This is a genomic window from Staphylococcus pasteuri (assembly GCF_030547725.1).
Classification (GTDB): domain Bacteria; phylum Bacillota; class Bacilli; order Staphylococcales; family Staphylococcaceae; genus Staphylococcus; species Staphylococcus pasteuri.
The window spans coordinates 129,363-146,872 of the sequence record NZ_JAUOQO010000006.1 but is presented as its reverse complement, the minus strand read 5'-3'; the positions used below and the strand labels follow the sequence as shown (position 1 = coordinate 146,872).

Here is a 17,510-nt window from a genome sequence, read left to right as displayed (position 1 = left end):
ATTTCTTAATTTATTAAAAACTTTAAAATCTACATAATTTAAAAATATAACGTCTCTTGGTACAATGTTATTAATACTACTAGGGGGCGTTTTAACATGTCTGAATTTAAACCAGGTAAAATCAATAAACATCAATTCTATAGCGATATTTTAGAAAGAGAAGTTACGATATCGATTTATTTACCTGAAGATTATACAGATTTATTTAAACATCAAGTGATTATTTGTTTTGATGGATTAGATTTTTTAAGATTTGGAAGAATTCAAAGAGAATATGAAAGATTGCGTAAAGATCAGGAAATACAACGAGCTATTATTGTAGGATTTCATTACGAGAGTGTTGAAAAACGACGTGAAGAATTTCACCCACAAGGTAGTCGATCACATTTAACTGTTAAAGCAATCGGCAAAGAGTTGTTACCATTTATTGATGCTACTTTCCCTACTTACAAAGTAGGTAATGCACGATTATTAATGGGTGATAGTTTGGCTGGAAGTATAGCTTTACTTACTTCATTAACGTATCCAACTATATTTAGCCAAGTAGCTATGCTTAGTCCACAATATGACGATATCATTAAAGAGAAATTGATTGATTGTGAAACAAAAGAACAACTTTCAATTTGGCATGCTATTGGTTTAGAAGAAGAAGATTTTACCTTGCCAACCAATGGGAAACGTGCGAATTTCTTAACGCCAAACCGAGAATTAAATCAACTTATTAAACAATACCATGTGAAGTATGAGTACCAAGAATTCGATGGCGGCCATAACTGGAAATCATGGAAACCAATGTTAGGCGATATACTAAAATACTTTTTAAATGAAGAAATTCCGGACTAACTTAATGAATGAGTATAAAAATAGGTATGTTTTTTAAAGATATAATTTGAAATAATACTGTTTAAAAAATCATAATCAACTATACATCGTATAAAAATTTTGAAGAATATAGTTTAAAATAGAAAAAATATTTTTAAGTTTAAAGTAACGGTTTTCATGGAATTTTGCTATAATGGAAATAGGTTAAACAAAGGAGGAATTCAAATGATTTTAGGATTAGCGTTAATCCCATCAAAGTCATTTCAAGAAGAGGTAAATGCATATCGTAAGCGTTATGACACTCATTACGCACAAATTATGCCACATATTACTGTGAAATCTCAATTTGAAGTTAATGATGCGGATTTAGATTCAGTTAAAAAAGAAATTGAAACTCGAATTAAAGGTATCTCATCAATCGATATCCATGCTACTAAAGCATCAAGTTTCAAACCAGTAAATAATGTTATTTACTTTAAAGTTGCTAAAAACGACGAACTTGAAGAAATTTTTAATCGATTTGATACAGATGATTTTTATGGTAAGGCTGAACATCAATTTGTACCTCATTTTACAATTGCACAAGGTCTTTCAAGTCAAGAATTTGAAGATATTTATGGTCAAGTAGAATTAGCAGGGGTAGATCATAAAGAGGTAATTGATGAATTATCGTTACTTCAATATCATTCAGAAGATGACAAATGGAACGTTATCGATACATTTAAATTAAATTAATTAGATTTTGAAAACCAATAATTATTAATAGTTAAAACATAAACAAAATGGAGTGAGATAGTGGTATCTATTTTATAATAGATGTCTATCTCACTCCATTTTCTGTTATTTTGCATGTTTTCGATTTATAAAGTAATAACCGTAAAATAGGGCTAAAACTAAGAAAATAAATGCAGAAAAATAAAATGTATTATTTAAGTTATTTGTGAATTGAGTAATTAAACCGCCTAATAATGGCCCAATCATAGAACCGAAACCTTGTACACTATTAAAAACGCCCCAAGTTTCTTCTTGTTCTTTAGGATTAATATGGCCTGCCATGAATGTATTCCAAGCTGGAAGTAAAATACCATACATTAATCCAATAAATAAAGCGATACCCCATACAATATAAATATTTGTGATTAAAGATAATCCAAATATCATTAATGTATATAAAATGAAACCGCCAAATATAATACTATACATAAAGCCTTTGCTATTTTTATCTATAATTTTTGAAAGGAATAACATAGAAAAAGCACAACCTATGCCACCAATCATAATTGCTAGTGTATATTCAACAGTTGATACATGTACGATTTTAGTTGCGTATGTAGGTAATATAGGAACTAGTGCTGAAATAGCTGCACCTTGTAATAAGATGCCTGGAAATAAAATCATATGTCGTTTAGTTACATCGACAATTTGGAATAATTGCTCTTTTACAGGTTTAGTATTGTAGTTTGTGAGTCTTATATTGACAAAGTAGTATAAAACCCATGCAATTAAAACTACTAGTGACATCATAAATACAAAATGTAGGGGATGAATTTTAATTAGAAAATTCATGACTACCCAACCTACCAATAAACCTAATAACCAAGCAAAATAAACATAGCCCATTTGTTTGCCTCGTTTATCTTCTTGAACACTTGATAACATAATCACCCAAATGGGGCTAACAGCAATACCGAGCATAATTGCACTAATAATGATGATAATTGATGATGACGGAAACCAGATGACTAAGAATAAACTTAGAAATGCCATTAAAAAGCCTGATGTTAGCACTAATCTCGCACCGAATTTTTTTAATAAAAAGCCAATAACAAAATTTGTCGCAGCATCTGCAATAAAATGAATAGAAAAAGCAAGTGATGTCACTGCAACTGCAATTGATGTAACAGTAGGTAAGTAATTAATATAACTTAAAATATACATACCTCTAGCAAATTCCATTAAAAATAAAATGACTAACATAATAATAAAGTTTTTATTATTAGAATAATTATTTAACGAGGAATCTGGCATATAAAGGTACCTTTCCATATATCTCTTCAGGTTGTGAAGAGTGGCCTAATAATTCTAATAAGTCTTTACATAATTTCAAAGTAGAATATTCAATTCTAGATTCTTTCATATTAGAAGTCATTTTATTTAATAAAGTTTCATCATTTGTAATCTGCGTAACGATATCAATAGCTTCTTCTGGCGTATTAGCAATTTTACCCATATTCATTTTTTCAAAATAATGCGCATTTTCTAATTCTTGACCAGGAGCAGGATTTAAAAATACCATCGGAATACAGCGAGTATATCCTTCTGAAATAGTGATTCCACCTGGTTTAGTAACCATTAATTGGCTTGATGCCATCCATTCATTCATATGTTTAGTAAATCCTAATATTAAAACATCAGGATTATTTTTAAATTTAGCTTGTAATGAACGTTTTAATTCTTTACTGCGTCCACAAATCATAACAACTTGTGAATGTTTACTTTTCTCTAAGATTTCATTAATCATTTGGTCAAAACCTTTTGAAACTCCAAATGCGCCTGCAGACATTAAGATAGTTGGTCTATCTGGATCTAAATGATGTTTACTCAACCACGCTCTTTGATCAATATATTCTTCAAATTTACTAGAAATAGGGATTCCAGTGACTTTAATGTTAGAGGCAGGAACGCCTACTTCCATGAAATCTTCTTTAGTTGTTTCAGTAGCAACATAATAACGTTCTGATTTTGGTGTAATCCAATTTTTTTGCATTCGATAATCAGTCATTACCGTCGCAATTGGAATATTAATATTGAATTGTTCTGTTAATACAGACATTACTGGTGTTGGGAATGTTAACAAAATTAAATCTGGTTTCTCATTAATCAGTATATTTATTAATTTATTTAGACCATAATACTTATAAAAACATTTATCTAGTTGATCAGGGCGGCTATAATAAAAGTTTTTATACATGTTTCTAAAATATTTAAAACTATTGATATACCATTTTTTACATATAGAAGTTAAAATCGGATGTGCTTCCATAAATAAGTCGTGTTGAATAACACTTAAATGGTCCAAATTCATTTCATTTAATTGGTTTACGATACTTTGAGTAACTTGCATATGACCGTTACCGAAAGAACCAGTAATAATCAATATTTTTTTATTTTGAGTAACCATTAAAAGCCACCCTCCGTTAATTTTTAAAATTTATAATAAGTGTAACGTATTTTAATACATTATAAAAGGAATATCACGATTTCCGTTAATTTCATTACCATTGACTTGAAGCAATTTTCTCGTGATTAAACTACAAGTAATACTTTATATGTAGATGTAAAATTTGTATTTATGCATTATACCATAACTATCTTAAAATAAAATTCGAAAATACTTAATAGTGATGAAGTATTTTCTTTATAATTACATCAAATAAAATGTTTATCTATACTTTATGTTAGCATGATTCAATTAATAAGTATCATTAATTTCCTAGAGCTAACAGTATTTTTAACCATTTTTAATGTTAGATTAATAAATGAGCTTTTAATTTACATTTAATTGTTGAAACTTTTTTGAAAGAAATGGCGATTAAAATCGTATAATCAACCAATTTACTACATATATAATAGAATAATGTTAATTTTTGTTGAGAACATTACTATAAAAAAGTCGATGACAATGATTACATTTAAATATGAAAAATAAATTTATCATAACCATTAAAACGTGTATAATAGACTTATTGTAAAAAAAGGAGCGATTCATTTTGAATGCGAGTGTATTGTTCGAAAAAATTCGAGTAAAACAAGTAATTGGAACATTAGAAAGAAAAGTAGAAGATATTACTACTGATTCAAGAACAGCTAAAGAAGGCAGTATTTTTGTCGCATCAAAAGGTTATACAGTAGATAGTCATAAATTTTGTCAAAATGTAGTTGATCAAGGATGTAAAATAATTGTAGTTAATAGAGAACAAGAATTAAATGGTGAAGTAACACAAGTCATTGTGCCAGATACATTGAGAGTAGCGAGTCTATTAGCACATACGTTATTTAACTTTCCAAGCCATCAACTAGTTACATATGGGGTAACAGGTACAAATGGTAAGACATCTATTGCTACAATGATTCATCTAATATATAGAAAATTAAATAAAAATAGTGCTTATTTAGGTACAAATGGTTTCCAGATTAATGAAAAGAAAACGAAAGGCGCAAATACAACTCCTGAGACAGTATCTTTAACTAAAAAAATTAAAGAAGCTGCTGATGAAGATGCTGAAGCTATGACATTAGAATTATCAAGTCATGGTTTATCACTTGGTCGTTTAAGAGGTGTTGAATTTGATGTTGCTATATTCTCCAATTTAACGCAAGACCATTTAGATTTTCATGGAACAATGGAAGCATATGGACATGCTAAATCATTGTTATTTAGTCAGTTAGGTGAAGACTTAGAAAAAGAAAAATACGCCGTTATAAATAACGATGACTCTTTTTCAGAATATCTTGCTTCTGTGACACCTTATGAAATATTTACATATGGTATTGATAATGAAGCACAGTTCATGGCGACAAATATTAATGAATCATTGCAAGGCGTGAAATTTGAATTTGAAACGCCATTCGGAAGTTATCATGTTGAAAGTCCATATGTCGGCAAATTCAATATATCGAATATTATGGCAGCAATAATTGCGGTTTGGAGTAAAGGAATTTCATTTGAAGAAATTATTAAAGCAGTTAAATCACTTGAACCAGTTGAGGGACGTTTAGAAGTACTGGATCCTAGTTTGCCAATTGATTTAATCATCGATTATGCACATACAGCAGATGGAATGAATAAGTTAATTGATGCAGTTAAACCATTTGTTAAACAAAAATTAATATTTTTAGTGGGTATGGCCGGAGAGCGAGATATGACAAAAACTCCTGAAATGGGTAGTGTCGCTTGTCGTGCAGATTATGTTATTTTTACGCCTGACAATCCCGCTAATGATGATCCGAAAATGCTTACAGCTGAGTTAGCTAAAGGCGCTACACATTCAAATTATGTAGAATTTGAGGATAGAGCAGAAGGAATTAAACATGCAATTGACATCGCTGAACCAGGTGATACTGTTGTTCTCGCATCTAAAGGTAGAGAACCTTACCAAATTATGCCGGGACATATCAAAGTTCCTCATCGAGATGATTTAATAGGTCTAGAAGCAGCATATAAAAAATTTGGTGGTGGACCAGTTGAAGATTAGGGAATATACAGATGATTCGAACAAATTTTATGTATATTTTCAAAAATTAAATCAAACACTATTGATAGCAATACCTGATCAATTTTGGTCAGTTGAAATTTCAAATGACTTAAGTATAGAAGAAATTAATGAAACATTATTAATGCAATTTTTTACATTTAATGATGAAAATGAAGCAGAAAATCTTGCTAATAAAGTAACAAGTTGGATTGAAACAATACTAAAGGAGAATGATTAATGAATTTAAAGGAAGAAGTAGAGTCAAGAAAGACCTTTGCTATTATTTCCCATCCCGATGCTGGTAAAACAACATTAACTGAAAAACTATTATATTTCAGTGGAGCCATTCGTGAAGCGGGTACAGTTAAAGGTAAAAAATCTGGGAAATTCGCTACAAGTGACTGGATGAAAGTTGAACAAGAGCGTGGTATCTCAGTAACAAGTTCAGTCATGCAGTTTGATTATGATGATTATAAAATTAATATATTAGATACACCTGGACACGAAGACTTTTCAGAGGATACGTATCGTACATTAATGGCTGTCGATAGTGCAGTAATGGTTATCGACTGTGCAAAAGGTATCGAACCACAAACACTTAAATTGTTTAAAGTTTGTAAAATGAGAGGTATACCTATTTTTACTTTCATTAATAAATTAGACCGTGTGGGTAAAGAACCATTTGACTTATTAGAAGAAATTGAAGAAACGTTAAATATTGATACTTATCCAATGAATTGGCCTGTAGGAATGGGACAAAACTTTTTCGGTATTATCGATAGAAAAAGTAAATCAATTGAACCTTTTAGAGATGAAGAAAATATTTTACATCTAAATGATGATTATGAATTAGAAGAAGATCATGCCATTAAAAATGATAGTGCATTTGAACAAGCTATCGAGGAGTTAATGTTAGTAGAAGGAGCAGGGGAAGATTTTGATAATGATGCATTATTAAATGGTGAATTGACTCCAGTATTTTTCGGTTCTGCTTTAGCTAACTTTGGTGTTCAAAACTTCTTAAATGCATACGTTGATCATGCACCAATGCCTAATGCAAGACAGACTAAAGAAGAAATCGAAGTGAGTCCATTTGATACTGACTTTTCTGGATTTATCTTTAAAATACAAGCTAATATGGATCCTAAACACCGAGATAGAATTGCATTTATGAGAGTTGTTAGTGGTGCATTTGAACGTGGTATGGATGTTACATTGCAACGTACTAGTAAGAAACAAAAAATTACACGTTCAACTTCATTTATGGCAGACGATAAAGAAACTGTTAACCATGCTGTAGCTGGAGATATTATTGGGTTATACGACACAGGTAATTACCAAATTGGAGATACGTTAGTAGGCGGTAAGCAAAAATTCAGTTTCCAAGATTTACCACAGTTTACTCCAGAAATATTTATGAAAGTCTCTGCTAAAAATGTAATGAAACAAAAGCATTTTCATAAAGGTATAGAACAACTTGTTCAAGAAGGTGCCATTCAATACTATAAAACGTTACACACTAATCAAATTATTTTAGGTGCTGTTGGTCAGTTACAATTCGAGGTATTCGAACATCGTATGAAAAATGAATACAATGTAGATGTTGTCATGGAACAAGTAGGACGTAAAATTGCTAGATGGATAGAAAATGAAGATGATATTAAAGATAATATGAATACATCTCGTTCTATACTTGTAAATGATCGTTATGATAATAAAGTATTCTTATTTGAAAATGAATTTGCAACACGTTGGTTTGAAGAAAAATTCCCAGAAATTAAATTATATAGTTTACTTTAAGATGTTTGATATTGAGTGGTTTGGGTATTAAACAGTATGTTATTACAATTTTATAAAAAAATAAATTGTCATTATGCACATATGTCTGTATAATAACCATATTCACAAATAAATACCTATGACATTTATGTCAGAGGGGAGTAACTTGATGGTCACTTTAACAATTAAGTGATTTTACACTTTATCGTCATTACGAAGTCTTATCTTCCGGTAAAGTGGGCAATAATATTTGCTAAGTGAGACCTTTGCTATTTTTTAGCATAGGTCTCTTTATTTGTAATTTAAATCAAAGGAGTTGTCCACAATGGAATTTGAACCGAGTATGTTATTATCCTATGGATGGGTTCTAATTGTACTAGTATTTTTAGAGGGTTTACTAGCTGCTGATAATGCCATCGTAATGGCGGTTATGGTAAAACATTTGCCACCTAAACAAAGAAAAAAAGCATTATTTTATGGTTTATTAGGTGCATTTGTATTTAGATTTATAGCATTATTCTTAATAAGTATTATAGCTAATTTTTGGTTTATTCAAGCAATTGGTGCGATCTACTTAATTTACATGTCTATTAAAAACTTATGGGATTTCTTCCATAAGACTGAAGAAGACCATCAAAAACATGAAAATGATGACCATCATTTTGATGAAGAAGGCCAAGAGAAAGCTGTTGGACCGAAAGAATTTTGGGCTACAGTATTTAAAGTTGAATTTGCAGATATCGCATTTGCAATTGACTCAATGTTAGCTGCATTAGCAATAGCAGTTACCTTACCTGAAATTGATATTGATTTCGGAGGTATGGATTTAGGTCAATTTGCAGTAATGTTCCTTGGCGGAATGATTGGTGTTATTTTAATGCGTTTTGCTGCTACATGGTTCGTTGAACTATTAAACAAATATCCTGGTTTAGAAGGCGCAGCATTTGCGATTGTAGGCTGGGTAGGTATTAAATTAGTAGTACTCGTGTTAGCACATGAAGATGTTGGTATATTACCTGAAGAATTCCCACATACTGTTTTATGGCAATCAATCTTCTGGGCAGTACTTATTTTACTTGTTGTTATCGGTTGGTTAACATCAGTAGTGAATAATAAAAAGAAAAAGAAATAGTATTAATTGACTTCGTTAAAATTAGAACGAAGTCTTTTTTGTTACTATACAACATTGCAGTTTTAATTATAAAATATTAAAATTTACGTATACATAGGACTTTTTCTTAGGAATATACAATCTTTTCTAGAAAATATTACCTCATTATTATTTGAGTATGTCATAATAAAGATAATTGAGTGAAATGATAGGAGTGAACTATCTAGTGGATAAAAATAAAAAACAAGTCATCCCTCGTAAAAACTATCGACGAGAACGTCGTGAATTTTTCCATAATGAAGAACGAGAAGCTAGAGTAGAACAACAAAAGGAAGAAGAAAGAATTCAAGCAAAAAAAGACGAATATCAATCTAAAGTTAATGAAGAAAGAGTCAAAGACAATTTAAGAAAAGCAAGAATAGAAAAATTGACTAAAGATGAAATTCAACAACAACAAAATATCGCTTCACAATCTAGTAATAAAATGGACAACGACCAAGACTCATCATCACATAATGAATCAAATTTAACGTTACCTGAAGAACATCAATTAAAGCGATCCAAAAATCAATCAAAAGATAACACGAACGATTTAAAACAAACTGACGAAAATGGTATTAATGCTGATAAAAGTATAAATACTAGCTCAGAGTTTAATGATTTGGATGAAAATAAGTCAAAAAATAAAATAGATACTGATAAAGATTCTAGTGAAAATAACATAGAATCTAATAGTAAGCATAATTCAAAGAATGAAAAAGAAAATGCTACAAATGACAACGAAACACGTTCAGCTAAAAATAGTGGTTTAACAGAAAGTAAAGAGAGAAGTCATCATCAAAATGAAAAAGAACGCGATAAAGATCACAACAATAAAGCTAAACATATGAGCGCATCTTCATCAGAAAATAAATCTAATAATAAGAATAAAGATTATATTGATATAATTAAATCATTCTTTATTGAACATTGGCCTAAAATTGCTATTATTATTGGTATTATTTTATTAATAATTATCCTTAACGCTATTTTTACTAACGTTAATAAAAACGATCACACCAATGATAGTGCTTTATCACCAACGAATAAACATTATACAGATACAATGAAAAGTGCCAATAGTTCAGTTAAATCTGTTGTTACTGTGGAAAATGAGGAAGTAAAAGATACTTCGGTTCCTAATAATACTTCTAAAGCAGATAATGAAATTGGTTCAGGTGTCGTCTACAAAAAAGTGGGCGACTCTCTTTTTATTATGACTAACGCTCACGTAGTGGGTGATAAGGATAAACAAAAAATTACATTTGGAAATAATAAATCAGTTGAAGGTAAGGTTGTTGGAACTGATAAATGGTCTGATATTGCAGTTGTAAAAGCCAAAAGTGTAGATAAGTCCGTTAAAGCAATTAAAACTGGAGATTCCAATCATTTAGTTTTGGGAGAGCCTATATTAGTAGTAGGTAATCCTTTAGGTGTAGATTTTAAAGAGAGTGTATCAGATGGTATCATTTCTGGTTTGAATAGACATGTACCAGTAGATATAGATAAAGACGATAGCTATGATGTATTAATGAAAGCATTTCAAATTAATGCGCCCGTAAATCCAGGGAATTCAGGTGGTGCAGTAGTTGATAGAGATGGTAAACTTATAGGTATTGTATCGCTTAAAATAGATATGGATAACGTTGAAGGAATGGGATTTGCTATTCCTATTAATGAAGCTCAAAAAGTGGCTAGACAGTTAGAAAAAGATGGTAAAATTGAATATCCTAATACTGGTATTAAAATTAAAAATATTGCTGATATAGACAATAGTGAACGTCAATCCATCAATTTACCTGATCAAATTAAAAATGGCGTTTTAATAGGTGAAGTTAAACCTAATTCACTTGGAGATAAATCAGGGTTGAAAAAAGATGATGTAATAGTAGAATTAGATGGTAAAAGATTAGAAGACAATTTACGTTATAGACAAATTATTTTTAGTCATAGGGAAGATAAAGATACATTAAAAGCTAAAATATATCGAAACGGTAAAGAGAAAAGTATAGATATTAAATTAAAATGATGTTGAGGTGAAATGAATGTCGATTTTTGGTCAACTATTAAAAAGGTCCAGTCCTCAACAAGGGATAGTACTTTATTATTTAGCAGCTATTATCGTCGCATTTTTATTATTGAATTTACCATATGTGCATAAGTCTGGCGTTGACGTAAATCCAATAGATACACTTTTTGTGGCTGTATCAGGCATAAGTGTGACTGGATTAACACCAATCAGTATTGTGGATACTTATTCAACTTTTGGTCAAATTATTATATTAGTAATTTTAAATATCGGTGGCATTGGTGTTATGGCTATTGGAACCTTGTTGTGGGTTGTTTTAGGTAAGCACATAGGTATTCGTGAACGTCAACTCATTATGCTTGATAATAATAAAGATACAATGAGTGGAACAGTTAAGCTGATACTTGAAATAGTTAGAACAATAATCGTTATTGAATTTATCGGCGCAATATTGCTTGCATTTTATTTTTACAGGGACAATCCAGATTTAAAATATGCTATCATGCAAGGAATATTTGTTTCTATTTCTGCAACAACAAACGGTGGTCTTGATATTACTGGTGATTCGTTAGTGCCTTATGCAAAAGATTATTTTGTACAAACGATAGTAATGTTTTTAATAGTTTTAGGTTCGATAGGATTCCCAGTATTACTTGAAGTTAAAGCATATATAAAAAATAGAGTAACTAACTTTAGATTCTCATTATTTACGAAAATTACTACTTCAACATATTTATTTTTATTTGTATTTGGTGTGATAATAATATTTCTTTTAGAACATAATCATGCATTTAAAGGCATGAGTTGGCACCAGTCATTGTTTTACTCTCTGTTTCAATCTGCTACAACGAGAAGTGCAGGATTGCAAACTATAGACGTTTCACAATTTAGCGACCCCACAAATATTATTATGAGTTTATTAATGTTTATCGGGTCATCTCCTAGTTCGGTAGGTGGTGGTATACGTACTACTACATTTGCTATTTTAATACTATTTGTTATTAATTTTAGTAATTCGGCAGATAAAACATCCATCAAAGTGTTTAACCGTGAAATTCATATAATGGATATTCAACGTTCATTTATGGTGTTTACAATGGCTTCAATTTTAACATTCACGAGTATGATAATTATATCCGCAGCAGAACAAGGTAAACTAACTTTCTTACAAGTGTTCTTTGAAGTGATGTCAGCATTTGGTACGTGTGGACTCACATTAGGTGTTACAGATGATATTAGTAATTTAACTAAAATTATTTTGATGATATTAATGTTTATCGGACGTGTAGGGTTAATCTCCTTTATCATAATGATAGGGGGACGAAAAGAACCTAAAAAATATCATTATCCTAAAGAACGTATTCAAATTGGTTAAATTCTATATTAAAGGCATTTCAAGTATTAAAAGCTATTTTTACTTGGAGTGTCTTTTTTAATTAAAAATTATAGGTATAGTAAAAGTGTTATTGTAAAGATATGATTACATGTTAAACTATGCATAATGAGAGGTGTTTTAAGATGGAGAGAAACGAAAATATAAACGTAGATGTAATCGTAACTTCGGATATGCATAGTCATTTTTTAAATGGGGATTATGGATCAAATATCTATCGTGCTGGAACATTTGTTAATAAAGTAAGAGAGAATAATCAAAGAGTTATTTTATTGGATAGCGGTGGTAGTTTAGCCGGCTCACTAGCGGCATTTTATTATGCAATTGTTGCGCCATATAAACGTCATCCAATGATAAAATTAATGAATGCAATGCAATATAATGCAAGTGGTATTAGCCCAAATGAATTTAAATTTGGATTATCGTTTTTAACACGTTCAGTTGCTTTAGCAAGATTTCCGTGGTTATCAGCTAATATAGAATATATCAAAACTAAAGAACCATACTTTTCAACACCATACTCAATTCAAAATTTTGATAATTTGAAAATAGCTATCGTTGGACTAACTGCAGATGGACTTATGAAAAATGAATATGCAGAAATGGAACAAGACGTTAGTATTGAAAAAACAATACTGTCAGCTAAAAGATGGATTAGATATATTCATGAAATAGAAGAACCTGACTTTTTAATTGTAATATATCACGGTGGGTTAGATAAATTTAGTAATTCAGAAAAGAAAAATGAAGATAACGTTAACCAAGCTGAAATATTGATGAAAGAAATTGGTGTGATTGATTTAATTATAACTGCACACCAACATCAAACACTTGTAGGACAAGACCATGATACAGTCTACGTTCAAGCCGGACAAGATGCCGAAGAACTTGTTCATGTGAAAATTAAATTTAAAAAAAGAACGAATACATATGAAGTGGAAGAAATATCGCCAGAGGTCATTGATTTAAATGATTATGACGAAGATGAAGATCTACTTAAAGTAACGTATTATGATAGAAAAGCAGTTGAACATTGGGCAAATGAAGTTATAAATGATGAACATGTTAATTTACCTGTTAAAGATTTAGCTGAGTTAGTAGGTCAACCACATCCATTTGCTCAATTATTACATGATAGTATTAGATTAGCTTATGATTACCCAATTAGTTGCGTTCACGTACCTAAGAATGGCGAAGAAGGGCTGCATGGTATTATATCTAATCGTCAAATTTATGAGGCTTATCCATATCCAGATAAACCTGTAGATTTAACAATAAAAGGTCAATGTATTAAAGATATATTAGAATTTTCTTATTCATATATTGAGTTTGAAGCGGATACACTAAAATCTACGCTTATTGACGAAACACTATGCACATTGTGGCAGGGATTTGATTATAAAGTAGATATGACTAAAGAACCTTTTAATCGTGTCACGTTGGATAATATTAATCCAAATAATTTATATAGAATAGTAATGACTGATTATTGTTTCAGAAACTATCAATCGTATTTAAAAGATGCAACGATTCATCATACTAGTGAAGAAACTATGAGCATGTTAATTGCTAAAAATTTAGCTGATTCAAAATATAAGATTAATTTAGAACAAAACTTTGAGGTGTTTAAATAACATTTTTAATATTTACCCTCTCACTTATAATAACGTTGTAAAAATGAAAATTACTTTATTTATTATAAAAGAGCTCCAAATCGAGTTACTATAACCGATTTGAAGCTCTTTTATAATATGTTATGTTTTAATATTTCTGAAAAATAAAATCAGAATCTATCCATGAAAAATTAATAATAAAATGATAGCAACAATTTGTGCAATTGATGTTGTAGCAATACGTCTAGAATATTCGTAACTGATTGATAATAATAATTGAGTTATAAAAATAAATATCACTATCGACCAATTATCTAAATATATAAATAGAGAGCTTGAACAAATTGCAGTGATTAAAATAGATAACCAGTTAGGCAAATTGTATTTATCTAACTCACTTTGTAAAACAGTACGCATATATAATTCATGACATGGTATAACAAATAATAATGTAATTAGCATTTGCCATTTCCAATGAACGCCTGTTTTAGTTAATTCTCGAATCAATGAAGCATAGGTTAAATCAGATGTTATCAGTGATAAAACCAATTGAATAATAATTAAAATAATACTGGCTATAATACCAATGCCTATAGAGGTTAATAAACGCTTTGATTTGATATCTCTTTGATAAAACACATAACTAATACCAGCAATAAGCATAATTCCTGTATATAAATACCAGTATTCTTGATGCTCGCCCCACATGATAAGTAAAATAGCATGAAAAACTATGAAACTAATTATAAACCATAGCAAAGCTTTCGAAACTTTTTTCATTTCAATTAACCTTCTTGTTCAACAATTTTATAACGTTTATGGTTAATAACCGTTTTTTCAGGTAAATCAAGTGAATTGAAGTTTTCCATAATAGTTAAGTCAACGATAACTGAGTTGTCATTTATTTTTTCTACACGGCCTCTTAAACCATCATAAAATTCTACGATATTACCTACTTCTGCAACAGTCATTTCGAGTCCTCCCTTAATTCATAGCTAGACTATATTGTACTAAAAATTACGCTACAAATAAACTAATAACACTAAAAACCCTACAATTTAATTCATAAATTATGAAAAATTTGTCATTATTGAGTAAATAATTGGAATTTTAAATGTAAATAAGGCATAAATAAAGTAAGGGCATATATAGAATCTATTAAGGAGAGTTTTATATGAAATTTATAAGTAACAATAATATAACTGATCCAACATTGAATTTAGCTATGGAAGAATATGTCTTAAAAAACCTTCCAGCTGAAGAAAGCTATTTTTTATTTTATGTTAATCGCCCATCAATAATCGTAGGTAAAAATCAAAATACCATTGAAGAAGTTAATAAAACATACGTTGATGAAAAAGGAATTGACGTAGTACGAAGAATTTCTGGTGGTGGTGCAGTTTACCATGATACTGGTAATTTGAATTTTAGTTTTATCACTGATGATGACGGTAATAGTTTCCATAACTTTAAAAAGTTTACAGAGCCTATTGTGCAGGCTTTACAATCACTTGGCGTCAATGCGGAAATGACAGGCCGTAATGATATTCAAGTGGGAGCTGCAAAAATTTCTGGTAATGCAATGGTTAAAGTGAAAGATAGAATGTTTAGTCATGGTACTTTGATGTTAAATAGTGAGTTAGATGAAGTTCAAAATGCATTAAAAGTAAATCCAGCAAAAATTAAATCTAAAGGTATTAAGTCAGTACGTAAACGTGTTGCAAACATTGAAGAATTTTTAAATGAGCCAATTAATATTGATCAATTTAAACAAATTATATTGAAAACGATATTTGGTGAACAACAAGTTGAAGAATATATTCTAACAGATGAAGACTGGAAAAATATCGAAAAACTCAGTAATGAGAAATACCGCACATGGGATTGGAATTATGGTAAAAATCCTAAATATAATTTTGAACGTGAAGAGAAATTTGATAGAGGTTTCATTCAAATTAAATTTGATGTAAAAAAAGGAAAAATAGAACACGCTAAAATATTTGGTGATTTCTTTGGGGAAGGGGATATTATCGAATTAGAACATGCATTGGAAGGTTGTTTACATGACTTTAATCACTTGGAAGAAGCTTTAGCAAATTACGATTTATATCATTATTTTGGTGATATAGATAGAAATGAAATATTAAGATTAATGTCTTAATTAATATAAATTAAAAGGTCTATTCTCTAGCTCAATTAAGTAGGGAATAGACCTTATTTTGAATGACTCGAATCTAAATTATTCACTGAGTAATGCCTCCAAATTTTTATATTCTACCATGTACTCGTTGAATGCATTTTCGTCTTTATTGACTAATGCTTCATCGATTAAAGTTCTCAGTTCTTTTTTTCTTACTTCTCTAAGTGCTTCGTCAATGACAAGTTCAACGCCTAAATCATTAACAGTAGTTACAAATTGTTCTAGTGTCGTATGCTTCACATGAGTATTATGATTCATAAAGATCTCGACCTTTCAATTGTATTTATTATATAAATATTATACATATTTTGAATTTTGAAATCAATGAATTTTCTGACTTTTTATCAAGAAATATGTATATTATTACACCGAAAGGAGAACTTGACTTTACACAATTTTGTTATAAAATAAAAAATGTATTATTACTCAAAAAATTAAGGGTAATAATAAAACTAAATAAAGTGAGGTTTTCCCTATGACAACTCAGAGTATTTACGTTATTAGAAAGGGAGATATGGTTATCAGACCTAACTATGATGAAAATAATCAGCAAAATGGTTCTGAAATATTAAGGTATGATAAGTCAATTATTCAGAGTCCATTTAAGGTTCAAAAGATTATTGAAAGATCATGCAAATTTTACGGTAATAATTATTTAAGTAAAAAAGCAGAAACTAATCGTATTACAGGTATTTCTAGTAAACCCCCAATTTTATTAACACCCATTTTTCCTACTTATTTTTTCCCAACACATTCTGACAGGCAAGAAGAAAATTTATGGATTAACATGCATTATGTTGAATCAATTAAAGAATTAAAACATCGTAAATGTAAAATCACATTTGCTAATAATGAAACGATTGTTTTGAACATATCATTTCACAGTTTATGGCATCAATACACCAATGCAATTATCTTTTATTACATGGTTGATAAACAATCCCGCATGAAATCAAATGACCCCGATAAACCTATTGATTATGAAAAATTCTCTTTAAATATTTTTGAAGCACTTTCACGTTATTCCCTATTTGTAGACAAATAAAAATATGTTGAAGTTTATAATATGTGGAACGTTATATTAATTTAGTGTAAATGTTCCGCATATTTTTTTAAGTTATCTCTTGAAAATTTGTACAATATTGATATAATAATATTTGTGCTTGATAGAGATATCAATAAAATTTAATTAATCCGCAGTAGCTCAGTGGTAGAGCTATCGGCTGTTAACCGATCGGTCGTAGGTTCGAGTCCTACCTGCGGAGCCAT

General features: G+C 29.8%; 16 protein-coding genes and 1 tRNA gene. 12 read left to right on the top strand and 5 right to left on the bottom strand.

Annotation, left to right across the window (positions count from 1 at the left end; genetic code table 11):
* The first annotated feature begins 96 nt into the window (after window positions 1-96).
* A complete protein-coding gene (locus Q4528_RS08360) occupies window positions 97-843 on the top strand; it encodes an esterase family protein (RefSeq protein ID WP_029055560.1) in 747 nt (248 codons plus the stop codon).
* Window positions 844-1,047: 204 nt separating this feature from the next.
* The gene (locus Q4528_RS08355) at window positions 1,048-1,557 is read left to right on the top strand and encodes a YjcG family protein (protein WP_017637379.1); all 510 of its coding nucleotides are present in this window, start codon (window positions 1,048-1,050) and stop codon (window positions 1,555-1,557) included.
* 105 nt (window positions 1,558-1,662) lie between these two features.
* On the opposite strand, the gene ltaA is transcribed toward Q4528_RS08355, so the two are convergent.
* Both ltaA and Q4528_RS08345 read right to left on the bottom strand, forming a co-directional pair.
* Window positions 1,663-2,850 carry a lipoteichoic acid biosynthesis MFS flippase LtaA gene (gene ltaA, locus Q4528_RS08350; protein ID WP_017637378.1) on the bottom strand — a complete coding sequence of 396 codons (1,188 nt, stop codon included), beginning with the start codon at window positions 2,848-2,850 and terminating at the stop codon, window positions 1,663-1,665.
* Complete coding sequence (locus Q4528_RS08345) at window positions 2,828-4,003, bottom strand: diglucosyl diacylglycerol synthase (RefSeq protein ID WP_046466525.1); 1,176 nt, start codon at window positions 4,001-4,003, stop codon at window positions 2,828-2,830. The genes ltaA and Q4528_RS08345 overlap by 23 nt, the downstream gene beginning before the upstream one ends.
* Window positions 4,004-4,592: 589 nt before the next feature.
* Between Q4528_RS08345 and Q4528_RS08340 the strand changes: the two genes are divergently transcribed.
* The 7 genes from Q4528_RS08340 to Q4528_RS08310 all read left to right on the top strand — a co-directional run bounded on the left by Q4528_RS08340 (window position 4,593) and on the right by Q4528_RS08310 (window position 14,062).
* Entirely contained in the window at window positions 4,593-6,077 is a 1,485-nt protein-coding gene (locus Q4528_RS08340) for a UDP-N-acetylmuramoyl-L-alanyl-D-glutamate--L-lysine ligase (protein ID WP_303521227.1), read from the top strand.
* Window positions 6,058-6,315 carry a YueH family protein gene (locus Q4528_RS08335; protein ID WP_231577495.1) on the top strand — a complete coding sequence of 86 codons (258 nt, stop codon included), beginning with the start codon at window positions 6,058-6,060 and terminating at the stop codon, window positions 6,313-6,315. The genes Q4528_RS08340 and Q4528_RS08335 overlap by 20 nt, the downstream gene beginning before the upstream one ends.
* The gene (locus Q4528_RS08330) at window positions 6,315-7,877 is read left to right on the top strand and encodes a peptide chain release factor 3 (protein WP_017637374.1); all 1,563 of its coding nucleotides are present in this window, start codon (window positions 6,315-6,317) and stop codon (window positions 7,875-7,877) included. Before Q4528_RS08335 ends, Q4528_RS08330 begins: the two co-directional genes overlap by 1 nt.
* Before the next feature lie 304 nt (window positions 7,878-8,181).
* The gene (locus Q4528_RS08325) at window positions 8,182-8,988 is read left to right on the top strand and encodes a MeeY/MeeF family manganese export membrane protein (RefSeq protein ID WP_046466527.1); all 807 of its coding nucleotides are present in this window, start codon (window positions 8,182-8,184) and stop codon (window positions 8,986-8,988) included.
* A gap of 205 nt (window positions 8,989-9,193) precedes the next feature.
* The gene (locus Q4528_RS08320) at window positions 9,194-11,035 is read left to right on the top strand and encodes a S1C family serine protease (RefSeq protein ID WP_046466528.1); all 1,842 of its coding nucleotides are present in this window, start codon (window positions 9,194-9,196) and stop codon (window positions 11,033-11,035) included.
* A 16-nt stretch (window positions 11,036-11,051) separates the two neighbouring features.
* Window positions 11,052-12,410, top strand: coding sequence for a TrkH family potassium uptake protein (locus Q4528_RS08315; protein ID WP_017637371.1), 1,359 nt, complete (start codon window positions 11,052-11,054; stop codon window positions 12,408-12,410).
* A 143-nt stretch (window positions 12,411-12,553) separates the two neighbouring features.
* A complete protein-coding gene (locus Q4528_RS08310) occupies window positions 12,554-14,062 on the top strand; it encodes a bifunctional metallophosphatase/5'-nucleotidase (RefSeq protein ID WP_017637370.1) in 1,509 nt (502 codons plus the stop codon).
* Window positions 14,063-14,218: 156 nt separating this feature from the next.
* On the opposite strand, the gene Q4528_RS08305 is transcribed toward Q4528_RS08310, so the two are convergent.
* On the bottom strand, window positions 14,219-14,821 hold the full coding sequence (locus Q4528_RS08305; RefSeq protein WP_017637369.1) for a CPBP family glutamic-type intramembrane protease: 603 nt from the start codon (window positions 14,819-14,821) through the stop codon (window positions 14,219-14,221).
* 5 nt (window positions 14,822-14,826) lie between these two features.
* Window positions 14,827-15,012: a YkvS family protein gene (locus tag Q4528_RS08300; RefSeq protein ID WP_002450747.1), complete on the bottom strand. Its 186-nt coding sequence runs from the start codon at window positions 15,010-15,012 to the stop codon at window positions 14,827-14,829.
* Window positions 15,013-15,215: 203 nt separating this feature from the next.
* Between Q4528_RS08300 and lplA the strand changes: the two genes are divergently transcribed.
* Window positions 15,216-16,202 carry a lipoate--protein ligase gene (lplA, locus tag Q4528_RS08295; protein WP_046466529.1) on the top strand — a complete coding sequence of 329 codons (987 nt, stop codon included), beginning with the start codon at window positions 15,216-15,218 and terminating at the stop codon, window positions 16,200-16,202.
* Window positions 16,203-16,280: 78 nt separating this feature from the next.
* Here the strand turns inward: lplA and Q4528_RS08290 are convergent, their stop codons facing one another.
* Window positions 16,281-16,499 carry an IDEAL domain-containing protein gene (locus tag Q4528_RS08290; RefSeq protein ID WP_017637367.1) on the bottom strand — a complete coding sequence of 73 codons (219 nt, stop codon included), beginning with the start codon at window positions 16,497-16,499 and terminating at the stop codon, window positions 16,281-16,283.
* Between the two features lie 217 nt (window positions 16,500-16,716).
* On the opposite strand from Q4528_RS08290, the gene Q4528_RS08285 reads away from it, so the two are divergent.
* On the top strand, window positions 16,717-17,286 hold the full coding sequence (locus tag Q4528_RS08285; RefSeq protein WP_046466530.1) for a competence protein ComK: 570 nt from the start codon (window positions 16,717-16,719) through the stop codon (window positions 17,284-17,286).
* A 148-nt stretch (window positions 17,287-17,434) separates the two neighbouring features.
* Window positions 17,435-17,509 (top strand) — tRNA-Asn (locus Q4528_RS08280).
* Window position 17,510 lies beyond the last annotated feature (1 nt).